Below are 13390 nucleotides of genomic sequence, written 5' to 3'. Positions count from 1 at the left end.
TTAGGAAGGTACCACGCATTGCGCAGTAGTGTGCACGGCGGAGGGGCGCCGCGAGGTCAACCGGGGTCGACCGGCCGCTCGAAGAAGGACTCCAGCACGACGATCGTCTGCGTCCCGGTGACGCCGTCGATCGTGAACAGCCGTTGCAGCGCCGCCTGCAGTTCCTCGGTCGACGCCGTCCGCACCTTCACCAGCAGCGACGCCGGACCCGCGACGACGTGTGCCTCGATGACCTCGGGCAGCGCCTCGAGGGCGGCCTTCACCGAGCTGTCCCCCATCCAGGCGTTGGCTTCGACGAGGACGAACGCCGCGACCCCGCGGCCGACCGTGGCCGGGTCGACCTCCACGGTGGTCCGCCGGATCACGCCCTGTTCGCGCAGCTTGCGCACGCGCTCGTGGGCCGCGCCGGCCGAGAGCCCGACCGCGCGCCCGAGCGCGGTGTACACCTGAGCCGCGTCCCGCTGGAGTTCCGCCAGCAATTTCCGATCCACGTCATCCACCTCTTGACCATACCAGGTTCGGTGTACGATGATCGAAGCAGGATGACATTCGGACTCGGGAGGTGAGAGATGGATCTGGTCAAGGCGGATTTCCAGGTGCTCGACGAGCGGTTCACACCCGTCAACGGCGACGAGTGGATGCAGCGCCTGCACACCGGCTGCCGCTGGACCGAGGGACCGGCGTACTTCCCGGCCGGGCGTTACCTGGTGTTCAGCGACATCCCGAACGACCGCACGCTGCGCTGGGACGAGACGACGGGCCAGGTCGGCGTCTTCCGGCAGCCGTCGGGCTACGCGAACGGGCACACGGTCGACCGGCAAGGCAGGCTGATCAGCTGCGAGCAAGGTCCCCGGCGGGTGACGCGCACCGAACACGACGGGTCGGTCGCCGTGCTCGCGTCACACTTTCAGGGGAAGAAACTGAACAGCCCCAACGACGTCGTCGAGCACTCCGACGGCTCGATCTGGTTCACCGACCCGAGTTACGGCATCGACAGCGACTACGAGGGCTACCGCGCGGAGAGCGAGATCGGCGCGTGCCACGTGTACCGCGTCGACCCGGCGGACGGCGAGGTGCGCATCGTCGCCGACGACTTCTCCCGGCCGAACGGGCTCGCGTTCTCGGCCGACGAGTCGCTGCTGTACATCGCCGACACGCGCCAGGAACCCAGCCACATCAGGGTGTTCGACGTCCGCGCCGACGGCACGCTGACCGGCGGCGAGATCTTCGGAACCTGCGACAGCGGCGGCTTCGACGGCGTACGGGTCGACAGCGAGGGCAACGTCTGGACGGCGGCGCACGACGGCCTGCACTGCTTCGCCCCGGACGGCACCCGCATCGGCAAGCTCCGGATGCCGGAAGTCTGCTCGAACTTCACGTTCGGCGGCGAGAGGAGGAACGAACTGTTCATCACCGCGTCGAGCTCGCTGTATACGCTGCGGGTGACGGTGAACGGCGCCCGCTACCCGTAAATCCCGGCGGCTGTCCTGGCTCGGTGGCGGCAGGCGCGGCCGGAGCAGCACGTGAACGCTGCGGTTCGGAGTTGGGTTCGGCAGCACCCCATAACCAGGGCCGAAGCCGACACCCGCGGGCGGGCGGCTGAGCGCGCACCAGCCCGAACCTCGTTCGGCGGCACCCGTAGCTGAGACCGAGTCGACACCGCGCGTGGTGGGGTCAGTTGAGCGCGGCTGACCGAACCTGGTTCAGCGGAGGCCGACGTGGCTGGAGCCGACAGGAGGCGGGCCGGCTGAGCGGCGCGAGCCGGACCGGGTTCGGCGGGAGCTGGCGTGGCTGGAGCCGACGAGCGGCAGGTCAGCTGAGTGCTGCGGCTCGGACCGGGTTCGGCCGGAACCGGCGCACGGAGCTGGCTGGCGAGGGCCAGCGAAGCACCGCGGCCCGAACCTCGTTCGGTTGGAACCGGCAACTCGAGCCAGTAGGCGACACGAGGCGAAGTCAGCCGAGTACCGCAGCCCGAACCGGGTCCGGTTGGAGCCAGCGGCTGGAACCGGCGAGTGACACACGGCGGGGTCAGTTGAGCACTGCGACCCGAACGTGGTCCGGTCGGAAGCAGCTACCGAAACCGGCGAGCGACAGGCAGCGGGACAGCTGAGTGCCGCTGTCCGAACCGAGTTCGGCTGGAACCGGCGACTCGGGCCACTGGGCGACACGAGGCGGAGTCAGCTGAGTGCCGCGACCCGAAGCGGGTTCGGTTGGAACCCGCGACCGGAGCCAACGGGCGACAGGTAGCGGGTCAGCTGAGTGCTGCTGTCCGGACCTCGTTCAGCAGGGCGTTGCGGCGCCAGGCTCGGCTCACCCGGACGAGCCAGGCCGCTTCAGCTTGGACGTCTGCGTCCACGTCGGCGATGTGCTTTGGCTCCTCGTCGGCCGGGGCGAACTTGTGGCCTTTGCGCTCTGCCTCGATCGCCGCTGCCAGGGTGACTGCTTCCACCGTTGCCGCGATGTCGGCTTCGGGGACTCCTGCGCGGCGGGCTTCCTCCTCCGCTCGGGCCGGGAGCTGTGGGTCGAAGTGGGCGCGTAGGGCCAGGTGGCCGTCGCGGATTTCGATGACCCTGCGGTACAGCGCGAACTCGGGGCCGCTCGTCAGCTCGTGGCCCGGGTTGAGCGCGATGCCCGGGACGGCCGCGTGCAAGGCCGTCCACAGTGGCTCGATGCGGCGGTACGCCCGGTACGCGCGCACCCGGCCCAGCACCGATGACACCGCCGGTGACCACGCGCTCAGCGTCGCTCCGGCGGTGAGGAAGCTGACCGTCGTCGCCGCGAGGACCGAGGACAGTACGTCCTCGCGGGCGCCGATCCTCGCGGTCCGGAGCAGCTGGCGGACGTCGTCGACGTCCCAGAACGTCCAGGCGAACGCGGCGCCCACCCCGCCCACCAGCAGCCAGAGCCCGGCGCGCAGCGGGCCTGGCTCCGCGTGCCACGCGCTGCGGACGAACACCGTGATCAGCAGGCCGAGGCTGATCAGGCCGTAGGCCAGGAACACGCCCTGGTTGGCGAGCGCGAACGGCAGACCGGCTTGGGAAACGACCATGTCGTCGCCGTCGCGTTCCGGCCCCGACAGCGCGTAACACACCGCGAGCAGCACCATCGCCGCGCCGGTGAACAGCGCGTGCGGGGCGAGCCGGGCGCCTTCGCCGCGCCACACCGACTGGCTGAAGGCGACCGCGAAGCCGATCGCGGCGAACTTCAGCTCGTCACCCACCAGTGGCGCGACCCAGTCGAACACCGGGCCCTGGCCGACTAGCGCCTCCATCGCCGGGGTCAGCACGACGATCCCGGCGGCGATGCAGATGCCGAACCCGGCGAGGAACCACATGGTGCGCACCGGCTGGCTGCGACGCGCCTCGACAAGCTTGTACCCGAACCCGGCGAATCCCACCAGGCACAGGTGATAGGCCAGCGTCTCGATCACGGCGTACGGCGGGGGCCGAACAGCGAATCGAAACGTCGGACGCCGTCCGGGACGTCGGCCGCCGGTTCGCGCGGTTCTTCGGGCCGCACGACGCGCTGGGCGAGCAACGTCGCGACCAGTTCCGCCTCGCGCTCCTCGACCTCGGTGTAGGTGGTGCGGCCCAGGACCCGCCGGACCAGCTCGGGCGAGAGGTTCGGCATCAGCTGCCGGCCCGCGGCGGCGTCGATGGCCGCGCCGTCGGCGCCGGCGCCGGAACCCGTGTGCCCGCACAGCAGGTGCCCGACCTCGTGCAGCAGGATGTGCCGCCGGTGCAGGGCGGTCGTGTTGGTCGGGTAGAGGATGTAGTCGGCGCGTTCGGTGCTCATCAGCAGCCCGCACGGCGCGCCTTCGGGGGCGCTGACCGGCATCAGCTCGATCGGGCGCCCACGCACGGCGGCCAGGCCGGCGACGAACGCCTCGGCATCGAACGGTTCCGGAAGGCTGACGGCGTCGGCGACCTCACGGGCCCGCCGCCACAACGCGCGGCCCGGTCGCCGCGCGGAGAGCCGCGATGGTCGTTCCGCCACGTCAGCCCTCCTCGCATCACGCCGCCACGGCCGGATTCGTCGCGGCAGGCGATGGCGAGAGCCCGCTCCGGGATCCGGTTTTCGTCCGCACCGCCATGCCGACCCCGCGAACCTACCGCGACAACGGGCGCCTCGGGGCCACCACGTCAGTTCTCACCTCACCGCGAGGCCCGAAGTGTGTCCGCGCGGCTCCGAGCGATGACGCGTTGGCTCTCCCTCGCGACGCCTCAAGCGGTCCGAGGCCGAGTCGACGCCACGTCAGATCACTGACACAACGCCCGAAGTGTGCGTGCGGCCCCGAGCCATGACGCAGTGGCACTCCCGCGCAACGCCTCGCCCGACGCATCCACACAGCCCGAACAACGACGCATCGGCACTCCCTCACGACGCCTTAAGTGATCCGCCGCCGAGCTGACACCGCGCCAGCTCCCCGACACAACACCCCGACGCAGCCTCGAGCGATGACGTGTCGGCTCTCCCTCACGACGCCTCAAGTGGTCCGCGGCCGAGCTGATCCCGCATCCGCCCCCCGACGCAACCCGCCGACGGGTGCCTGCGCAGCCTTGAACGAAGACGCAGTGGCTTCTCGCGTCGCCTCGAGTGGTCCGCGGCCGAGTTGGCGCTGCGTCAGATCTCCTACACAACGCCCGATCTATACCCACGCGGCCCCGAGGGGTGACGTAGTGGTTCTCCTGCTCCGCCCGGGTAGCGACGCCTGGAGTTCGCTGCTTAAGGCAGCGACGCATCACCACACCCGAAGTGCGCCCGGCGGCTTGTTCCCAAGGCGAAGCTTGGGGTGCTTCCGTCGCGACGTCGAAGTGTGGGTCGCGCGGTGGGTCAGTTCTCCTTCTTCGGGGCGCGACTTGCTTCTCGGCGGGCTATTGCGTCGATCATGTCGCTGATCGTGTCCAGGCCGTCCGCTGACAGTGTCACCGCTCGCAGGGCCAGGTCGCGGACGCCCGCGTCGCGTAGGGCGCCCAGTAGGGCCAGCTCGTCGGCTATCTTGCGGCTCTGCTCGTCGTCGAAGAAGTAGGCCGGGGGGACTCCGAAGAACTGGGCCAGGGCTTCCAGGTGACGTTTGGTCGGGTTGGTGCGCCGACCGGTGCGCAGCTGCCACAGGTAGGTCGTCGAGAAGCTTTCGCCCGTGGCCTCGCGGCAGGCCGTCGCGACCTCCTCGTTGCTGTACGGCTCGCGATCAGACCTGCGGACCACGTGGAACAGCTGGTCGACCTTGTCGGCCAGCGTCGACTTGCCGGGCTCCTTGACCACGTTGCACTCCCTCAGCTACCAGGCGTATTCATCCTAGCTGAAAGGCGAACACCTTTTATCAACGCGAGTTCGCCCTCGGCCGGGGCTGGCACCGCGGGCACGAGAACGACGACCGGTTCATGAACGGCTCCCGCCGGATCGGCGAGCCGCAGCGGTGGCACGGCAGGCCCTCCTGGCCGTACGCGTCGAGCGAACGGTCGAAGTAACCCGACTGCCCGTTGACGTTGACGTACAGCGCGTCGAACGAGGTGCCGCCCTGGCCCAGGGCCGCGTTCATCACGTCCGACGCCGCGGACAGCAGCTCGCGGCACTTCGCGACGGTGAGCTTCTCCGTCGGCCGCGCCCAGTGCAGCTTCGCGCGCCACAGGGCTTCGTCGGCGTAGATGTTGCCGATGCCCGAAACCAGGGTCTGGTCCAGCAAAGCGCGCTTGATCTCGGTGCGGCGGGACCGCAGGGCCTTGACGGCCGTGTCGAGGTCGAACGCCGGGTCCATCGGGTCGCGCGCGATGTGCGCGATCGTGCCGGGCAGCAGCACGCGCTCGCCGATGTCGGTCAGGTCGTCGAGCACCAGGCCGCCGAACGTTCGCTGGTCGACGAAACGCAGTTCCGGACCGTCGTCGTCGAAGCGCAGCCGGACGCGCAGGTGCTTCTCGTCCGGCGCGTCTTCGGGCTGGACGAGCATCTGCCCGCTCATCCCGAGGTGGGCGACAACGGCTTCCTTGTCGGACAGTTCCAGCCACAGGTACTTGCCCCGCCGCCGCGCGGCTTCGACGCGGACGCCTTTGAGCCGCCGGGTGAAGTCGTCCGCACCCGGCACGTGCCGGCGGATCGCCCGCGGGTGCAGGACCTCGGCCTCGCGCACCGTCCGGCCGGCGACGTGCGCTTGCAGGCCCACGCGGACGACTTCGACCTCGGGAAGTTCGGGCATGACGTCATTGTGCCCGGGGGGTACGACACTTTTCGCAGGGGCGGTGCCGAGGCAAAAGAAATCCGCCTGTCTCCCGGAGGATTCGTGGCGGCCGGCCACGAACGCCTCTGGGCTACAGGCGGATCAGGGGAACGCGAGCTTCAGGCGTCCCCGGTGTCCTTCTTCTCGGCCTCGAGCTCGGCCGACAGCGAACGCCAAGCCGTCTCGGCGGCCTTCTGCTCGGCTTCCTTCTTCGTCGAACCCGAACCCGTGCCGAGGGGACGGCCGCCGATGAGGACGGTGGCCGTGAACTCCTTGCGGTGGTCCGGGCCCGTGTCCTCGACGCGGTACTCGGGCACACCGAGACCGGCCGACGCCGTCAGCTCCTGCAGGCTGGTCTTCCAGTCGAGACCGGCACCGCGCAGCGGAGCTTCGGCGAGCAGCCCGTCGAAGAGGTGGTGCACGAGCTTGCGGGCGATCTCGATGCCGTGCGCGAGGTAGACGGCACCGATCACCGCCTCCAAGCCGTCGGCGAGGATGCTCGCCTTGTCCCGGCCGCCGGTGAGCTCTTCGCCCTTGCCCAGCAACAGGTGCGCCCCGAGCCCGCCCTCGCCCAGCCCGCGCGCGACCCGGGCCAGCGCGTGCATGTTGACGACGCTGGCACGGAGCTTCGCGAGCTGACCTTCGGGCAGGTCGGGGTGTGTGTTGTACAGGTGATCGGTGACGACCAGGCCGAGCACGGCGTCACCGAGGAACTCCAGCCGCTCGTTCGGCGGCAGGCCCCCGTTTTCGTACGCGTACGAACGGTGGGTCAGCGACAGAACGAGTAGCTCGGGGCCGAGTGTGACTCCGAGCGCTTCGAGCAACGCCGCCGAATCGGCTGGTGGTCCCCCGGGCGTCTTGCCCCCCATATCGGCTACCCGATCAGGCGGGCTCGACGACCTGGCGGCCGTTGTGCTGGCCGCACGACGGGCACGCGATGTGCTGGAGCTTCGGCTGCTTGCAGGCGCGGTTGGAGCAGGGCACCAGCTGAACCGGAGCCGCCTTCCACTGGCTGCGGCGGGCGCGCGTGTTGGATCGCGACATCTTCCGCTTCGGGACGGCCACGAGTAGATCTCCTTAAGACGGTCTGCTCGCGGTGCGAGCGAACTTTCCTCACCGACGAGCTGGACGCTCGTCAGGCTTGCTCTTGCTCAGCGGGGTCCTGCGCAGGCTTTTCGCCCGCATTCTCGTCGAAGCGCTCGACCAGTGCGGCCCACCGAGGGTCTATCTTCTCATGCCCGTGTCCGGGCTCGAGATCGGCCCACTTGACGCCGCAGCCGATGCAGAGCCCGGCGCAGTCTTCGGTGCACAGCGGCGCCAAGGGCAGCGCCAAGACGACGGCGTCGCGGACGGTCGGCTCGAGGTCGATGCGGTCGTCGACCAGCCGCGGGATCTCGTCCTCGTCGGTGGTCTCCTCGGTGACCGACCCCGGGTAGGCGAACAGCTCCTGGACCTCGACCTCGACCTCCTCGACGACCGGGTCGAGGCAACGCGCGCAGTTGCCCTTCGCGGTCGCCGTCGCGGTGCCGCTGACGAGCACACCTTCGACGACGGACTCGAGCAGCAGGTCGAGCCGGAGCTCGGAGCCGGCGTCGATGGTGATGACATCGGGGACGCCCAGGGGCGTCTCCACCGGCACGCTGCGCTGCAGAGCGCGGCTGAGACCGGCGTGACGGCCGAGCTCACGGGTGTCGATCACCCACGGGCTGCGGCCATCGAGCTGGGGGGTCTTGTTCTCGGACATCCAGTCCAGAGTACGCACGGGGTGCCGGCCCGTTCGAGCTGGCACCCACGCACGTCGGAAAGCGGCCGAGAGGCTCGTCACACCTGATAGTCGTAGAGCGTCGGGCGGCCGCCGCTGTTGGGCAGGTTCGCCGGGGAACGCAGGTGGTTGCGGCCCGAGTCGACGGTGCGCAGCGTCGTCGCCAGCAGCTCCGAGAACTCCGCGAGCTTGCCGTCGACGTACGCGTCGCAGTCGCCGCGCTGGCGGTCCGCTTCCGCGTGCGCCTCGTCGACGATGCGGGCCGACTCGGCGTGCGCCGCCTGGACGACCTCCGTCTGCGCGACCAGCCGGGACTGCTCGAGGCGGCCGTCTTCGATGGCGCGGTCGTAGGCGTCGCGGCCGGCCTGGATCATCCGCTCCGACTCGCCGCGGGAGCGGTCGGTGAGGTTCTGGTACTCGGCCTGGCCCGCCGCGACCGTGCGGTCGGCCTGGTCGTGCGCGTCGGCGAGCATCTGCTCCGCGCGGGCCCGGGCGTCGGCCAGGATGCGCTCGGCCTCGTCGGTGGCCTCGGCGATCGCGCGCTCGGCCTCGGAGTTCGCCCCCGCGACCGTCTCGCCTGCCTCCTTGCGGGCGGCGTGGATCAGGTCGTCACGCTTGTCCAGCACGTCCTGGGCGTCGTCGACCTCCGCCGGCAGTGCGTCGCGGACGTCGTCCAGGAGTTCGAGGACGTCGCCGCGGGGCACCACGCAGCTGGACGTCATCGGGACGCCGCGCGCCTCCTCGACGATGGTGACGAGCTCGTCGAGCGCCTCGAAAACCCGGTACACGGCAACTCCAATCCCCTGTCGCTGGGACCAGTCTGCCCTCATCCGGCGCCGAAGCGGTGAAGGCGCACGGCGCCGGGCGTGTCCGCGTTCCACGACCGGGTGAACGCCGGATCGGTGATCACCTTCACGAGCTGGTCGCGGGTCGCGCCGGGTCTCCCCCGTCCGTGTCCCGAATGGCCACGGACGAGGGAGTCACCGCGTTCAGGAGTTCAGGTCGACGGCCTTGAAGGTGACGTAGCGGTCGGGGGTGTAGGCCAGCTCGCCGGCCTTGCCGGAGATCACGCGGTCGTTCGTGCCGACGGCGAACAGCTTGTAGTAGCCCGCCGCGCAGGCCGGGAGCACGCCTTCGCGGTTCTCGTAGGTCGTGCCGGTGGACGCGCCGCCGCGGACGTTGTCCACCACGGTCTTCGCGGCCGCCGAGAGCTGCGAGTAGCCGATCTTCGCCAGGCCGGAGAGGTTGCCGCACTGCGACGGCGTGCCGCCACCGCCGATGTCGACGACCTGGAAGGTGGCGTAGTGGTCGCCGGTGTAGAAGTACTCGCCGCCGCTGCCGGTCACGATGCGGCGCGTGCCGCGGTTGCTCGCGCCCGGGGTCGGCACCGTGTACTCGTGGTAGTAGCTCGTCGCGCAGGACGGCAGGATGCCCTCCCGGTTGTCGAACACGACGCCGTCGTTCTGCGGGTAGGGGAACGGCCCGCCCTTCTTGATGAGGTTGTAGGTCGTCGTGGCCTCGGCGGGCAGCGACGAGAGCGCCTTGTGCGTGAACCCGGCGAGGTTGCCGCACTGGTTCTGCGCCGCGACGGCGGGTGCGCTGGTGACCGCTTCGGCGGCGGTGACCCCGGTGAACAGCGTGGCCAGGAGCGCGAAGACAACCGCGACCAGGCGAGATCGGGAGTTGGTCATTTTCGGACCGTAACCCGATCGAGTGATCGTCAGAAGACGGGAATGTGAACTCCGCCGCTGTCGGCCCGAAGTCCCGACGTTCGTAGGGGGCCGATCGACGGGAACCGGACGCGCGGGGCTCTCTTGTGGAGCGTCAGCGGCCGAGCGCGGGGAACTTCGCCGACAGCCGCTCGTAGACGATGTCGGGCACCAGGTGCTCGATGTCACCGCCGAGGGCCGCGACCTCCTTGACCAGCGAGCTGGACACGAACCCGTACGCCGGGTTGTTCGCCATCAGCAGCGTCTCGACGCCGGTGAGCTCGCGGTTCATCTGCGCCATCTGCAGCTCGTAGTCGAAGTCGCTGACCGAGCGCAGGCCCTTGGCGATCGCCGCGATGTCGTTGTCGCGGCAGTAGTCGACCAGCAGGCCTTCCCACGAGTCGATCCGCACGTTCGGCAGCTTCGAGGTGATCTCGCGCAGCATCTCCAGGCGCTCTCCGAGTTCGAAGAGGCCCTTCTTGCTCTTGTTCACCCCCACCGCGACGACGACCTCGTCGAACAGCCTGCTCGCCCGCTCGATGATGTCGAGGTGCCCGTTGGTGGCCGGATCGTAGGAACCGGGACAGACCGCACGCCGCATGGCGCGGACGCTACCGTGCCCGCGCGCTCCACGCGGGGTGGTTCACACCACAGCCGCGAATTCCGCCCAGTACACCGCGGTGTCGCCGTACTTCTTCGCGCGCGAAGGCTCGAAACCGGCCGGCCAGTCCGGTTCGCCGTCACGCGCGGCGCGTTCGACGACGACCAGCGCGCTCTCGCCGAGCCAGCCGCCCTCGGCCAGCGCCGCGAGGACCTTGCCGAGGGCCGCGGCGTCCACGGCGTAGGGCGGGTCGGCGAGCACCAGGTCGTAGGCCCGCGGCGCCGGCGCGGCGACCACCGCCTCGACCTGGCCCGCGCGGACCGTGCCGCCCAGGCCCACCGTCGCGACGTTGCCGCGCAGGACGTCGACGGCGCGCCGGTCGGACTCGACGAACAGCGCGCCCGCGGCGCCGCGGGAAAGCGCCTCCAGGCCGAGCGCGCCGGAGCCCGCGTAGAGGTCGAGCACGTGCGCGCCGTCCAGCTCGCCGGCCGTCCCGAGGGCGTTGAACAGGGCCTCCCGCACGCGTTCCGACGTCGGCCGGGTGCCCTTCGGGGGCACCTTCAGCCGCCGTCCGCCCGCCGTTCCGGCCACGATCCTGGTCACCCCCTGATTGTGCGGGGATGACACGGAGCACGGATGGCCGGGACATTGGTGAACCCGCCGGACGCAACGCGTAGAGTCGTTCTTCGCCCTCGGAGGCGATCCAGAGCTGTCAAGGAGCCATGCGTGTCGGAACCTCGGGTCAGACGGGCCGAGATCGCCATCGAACAAGCCCACGTCGATCACGTCTACACCCGTCTGGACGAACTGCGGACCCAGGCCGAGGCGATGCGCACCAAGGGCTACGAGCTCGGCCAGGGCGCGCAGCGCGAGGCGATCTTCGAGCAGGCGTCGATGCTGTTCGAGCGCGACATGATGGTGTACCACGCCAACCAGACGCTGCAGTCGCTCGACGCCGAGTACGAGGGCCTGGTCTTCGGCCGGCTCGACCTGCGCGAGGACAACGAACGCGTCTACGTCGGCCGGCTCGGCATCCGCGACGCCGAGTTCGACAACCTCGTCACGGACTGGCGCGCCCCGGCCGCGGCGGCGTTCTACCAGGCCACCGCCGAAGAGCCGATGGACGTCGTGCGCCGGCGGGTGATCCGCTGCTCCGGGCAGAACGTGCTGGACGTCGACGACGACGTGCTGATGGCCGACGCCGTGCCCGAGGACATGCAGATCGTCGGCGAGGGCGCGCTGATGGCCGCGCTGGGGCGCTCGCGCGGCGAGAAGATGCGCGACATCGTCGCGACCATCCAGAAGGAGCAGGACGAGGTCATCCGGGCGCCGTGGCGCGGCGTCACGGAGATCACCGGCGGGCCGGGCACCGGCAAGACCGCCGTCGCCCTGCACCGCGCCGCCTACCTGCTCTACCGCCACCGCCGTCAGCTCGGCGGGGCCGGCGTGCTCGTGATCGGGCCGTCCGGGGTGTTCACCAGCTACATCTCGCGCGTCCTCCCCTCGATGGGTGAGACGAACGTCGAGCTCCGCGCGCTCGGCGAGGTCCTCGACGGCCTGGAGGCGACGCGGCAGGACGCGGCGCCGCTGGCCGCGATCAAGGGCTCGCTGCGGATGCGGCGGGTGCTGCTGCGCGCGCTGCGCGACACGCCGCCGGACGCGCCGGAGGAGATGCGGATCGTCTACCGCGGCGAGGTCCTCAAGCTGGACGCGCGCGAGCTGGAGAAGGTGCGTCGCAAGGCCCACACACAGGGCGCGCCGCCGAACCGGTCGCGGATCCGGGCGGCGGAGATGCTGCTGGACGCGCTGGCGACGAAGGCCGAGGGGTACGCGAAGGCCGACGGCAAGCCGTTCGAGCGGGCCGACCTGGTCTCCGACCTCGGCGAGCGGATCGAGTTCCACCGCTTCCTGGTCGTGTGGTGGCCGGTGCTGTACCCGGCGCAGATCCTGAAGTGGCTGGGCGAGGAGAAGCGGCTGGCGGCGGCGTCGAAGGGCGTGCTGAACCGGCCGGAGATCTCGCTGCTGGCCGCGGACCTCGCGGACCGCTCGCGGGGCTGGTCGATCGCGGACGTCGCGCTGCTCGACGAGCTGCGGGTGCTGCTCGGGCCGCCGCCGAAGCGCAAGCGCCGTCAGGTGGTCGAGGGCGAGGTCGAGCGCGGCGGGGGCGGCACCACCCGGCCCGAGCACTACGACGAGTACTCGCACGTCGTCGTCGACGAGTCGCAGGACCTGTCGCCGATGCAGTGGCGGATGGTCGGGCGGCGCGGGAAGTACGCGAGCTGGACGGTCGTCGGCGACCCGGTGCAGAGCTCCTGGCCGGACCCGGCGGAGGCGGCGCAGGCCCGCGACCAGGCGTTCGGGGTCAAGACGACCCGGCGGCGGTTCACGCTGCGCACGAACTACCGGAACTCGGCCGAGATCTTCGACCTGGCGGCCAAGGTGGTGACCGGCCACGCGGAAGCGGGCGAGCTGCCGGTGGCGGTCCGCAAGACGGGCGTCGAGCCGGACGTCCGCCCGGTCGAGCCGGCCGGCCTCGCGTCGGCGACCCAGGCGGCGGTGAAGGAGCTGCTGGGCGCGGTCGAGGGCACGGTCGGCGTGATCACGGCGATGGACCGCGTCCCGGAGGTCGCGGGCTGGCTGTCGGACCAGGCGGACGAGCGGCTGAAGGTCGTGGGCAGCCTGGATTCGAAGGGCCTGGAGTACGACGCGGTGGTCCTGGTCGAGCCGATCGACCTGGTCACGGAGTCGACGACCGGACGCCGGGTGCTGTACGTGGCGCTGACCCGCGCGACGCAGCAGCTGACGGTGCTGGCCTCGAACCCCGACTGGATCCCGGCGGGCTGAGCCGCTCGGTCTGGCGCTCCCGGGGAGCGGCGACGTCGTGCCCGAGCGGACACGGCGAGGGCGGGAATGGCTCGCGTGGCCTGAAGCGGGACTCACGTGATCCGGGCCGGAACTCGCGTGATCCGAGGCGTGACTCGCGTGATCACGGGCGGAACTCGCGTGATCCGGGGCGTGACTCGCTTTCACGTGGGATCCTGGCGGGCTGAACCTGCTTTGCGCGAGAAACGCTGAAGGGCTCCTTCGAGGGGCGGGAGGCAATT

At 70.5% G+C, this 13390-nt stretch carries 14 protein-coding genes; 2 read left to right on the top strand and 12 right to left on the bottom strand.

What is annotated here, in order from left to right; all coding sequences use genetic code 11:
• Positions 1-56 precede the first annotated feature (56 nt).
• Positions 57-491, bottom strand: coding sequence for an Lrp/AsnC family transcriptional regulator (locus OG439_RS48385; protein ID WP_326947037.1), 435 nt, complete (start codon positions 489-491; stop codon positions 57-59).
• Between the two features lie 78 nt (positions 492-569).
• Between OG439_RS48385 and OG439_RS48380 the strand changes: the two genes are divergently transcribed.
• Positions 570-1472 carry an SMP-30/gluconolactonase/LRE family protein gene (locus OG439_RS48380; RefSeq protein ID WP_326947036.1) on the top strand — a complete coding sequence of 301 codons (903 nt, stop codon included), beginning with the start codon at positions 570-572 and terminating at the stop codon, positions 1470-1472.
• A 779-nt stretch (positions 1473-2251) separates the two neighbouring features.
• On the opposite strand, the gene OG439_RS48375 is transcribed toward OG439_RS48380, so the two are convergent.
• The 11 genes from OG439_RS48375 to rsmD form a co-directional block, all read right to left on the bottom strand.
• The gene (locus tag OG439_RS48375; RefSeq protein ID WP_326947035.1) at positions 2252-3430 is read right to left on the bottom strand and encodes an MAB_1171c family putative transporter; all 1179 of its coding nucleotides are present in this window, start codon (positions 3428-3430) and stop codon (positions 2252-2254) included.
• The gene (locus tag OG439_RS48370) at positions 3427-3948 is read right to left on the bottom strand and encodes a hypothetical protein (RefSeq protein WP_326951809.1); all 522 of its coding nucleotides are present in this window, start codon (positions 3946-3948) and stop codon (positions 3427-3429) included. The genes OG439_RS48375 and OG439_RS48370 overlap by 4 nt, the downstream gene beginning before the upstream one ends.
• Before the next feature lie 885 nt (positions 3949-4833).
• Positions 4834-5265 (bottom strand): helix-turn-helix domain-containing protein, encoded by a 432-nt coding sequence (locus OG439_RS48365; protein WP_326947034.1) that lies wholly within the window; start codon positions 5263-5265, stop codon positions 4834-4836.
• 58 nt (positions 5266-5323) lie between these two features.
• Entirely contained in the window at positions 5324-6193 is an 870-nt protein-coding gene (mutM, locus tag OG439_RS48360; RefSeq protein WP_247062162.1) for a bifunctional DNA-formamidopyrimidine glycosylase/DNA-(apurinic or apyrimidinic site) lyase, read from the bottom strand.
• Positions 6194-6333: 140 nt separating this feature from the next.
• Positions 6334-7083 carry a ribonuclease III gene (gene rnc, locus OG439_RS48355; protein WP_247062160.1) on the bottom strand — a complete coding sequence of 250 codons (750 nt, stop codon included), beginning with the start codon at positions 7081-7083 and terminating at the stop codon, positions 6334-6336.
• Positions 7084-7096: 13 nt separating this feature from the next.
• A complete protein-coding gene (gene rpmF / locus OG439_RS48350; protein WP_247062158.1) occupies positions 7097-7279 on the bottom strand; it encodes a 50S ribosomal protein L32 in 183 nt (60 codons plus the stop codon).
• A 70-nt stretch (positions 7280-7349) separates the two neighbouring features.
• The gene (locus tag OG439_RS48345) at positions 7350-7958 is read right to left on the bottom strand and encodes a YceD family protein (RefSeq protein WP_326947033.1); all 609 of its coding nucleotides are present in this window, start codon (positions 7956-7958) and stop codon (positions 7350-7352) included.
• Between the two features lie 77 nt (positions 7959-8035).
• A complete protein-coding gene (locus OG439_RS48340) occupies positions 8036-8764 on the bottom strand; it encodes a DivIVA domain-containing protein (protein ID WP_247062153.1) in 729 nt (242 codons plus the stop codon).
• A 201-nt stretch (positions 8765-8965) separates the two neighbouring features.
• Entirely contained in the window at positions 8966-9667 is a 702-nt protein-coding gene (locus OG439_RS48335; protein WP_247062152.1) for a ribonuclease domain-containing protein, read from the bottom strand.
• Between the two features lie 133 nt (positions 9668-9800).
• Positions 9801-10286, bottom strand: a complete 486-nt coding sequence (gene coaD / locus OG439_RS48330; protein ID WP_326947032.1) for a pantetheine-phosphate adenylyltransferase — start codon at positions 10284-10286, stop codon at positions 9801-9803.
• 42 nt (positions 10287-10328) lie between these two features.
• The gene (gene rsmD / locus OG439_RS48325; RefSeq protein WP_326947031.1) at positions 10329-10889 is read right to left on the bottom strand and encodes a 16S rRNA (guanine(966)-N(2))-methyltransferase RsmD; all 561 of its coding nucleotides are present in this window, start codon (positions 10887-10889) and stop codon (positions 10329-10331) included.
• A gap of 123 nt (positions 10890-11012) precedes the next feature.
• On the opposite strand from rsmD, the gene OG439_RS48320 reads away from it, so the two are divergent.
• The gene (locus OG439_RS48320; RefSeq protein WP_326947030.1) at positions 11013-13130 is read left to right on the top strand and encodes a HelD family protein; all 2118 of its coding nucleotides are present in this window, start codon (positions 11013-11015) and stop codon (positions 13128-13130) included.
• The last annotated feature ends 260 nt before the right edge of the window (positions 13131-13390 follow it).

The sequence above is a fragment of the Amycolatopsis sp. NBC_01307 genome (assembly GCF_035975215.1).
Taxonomy (GTDB): domain Bacteria; phylum Actinomycetota; class Actinomycetes; order Mycobacteriales; family Pseudonocardiaceae; genus Amycolatopsis.
This window is presented reverse-complemented; position numbering and strand designations above follow the sequence as displayed.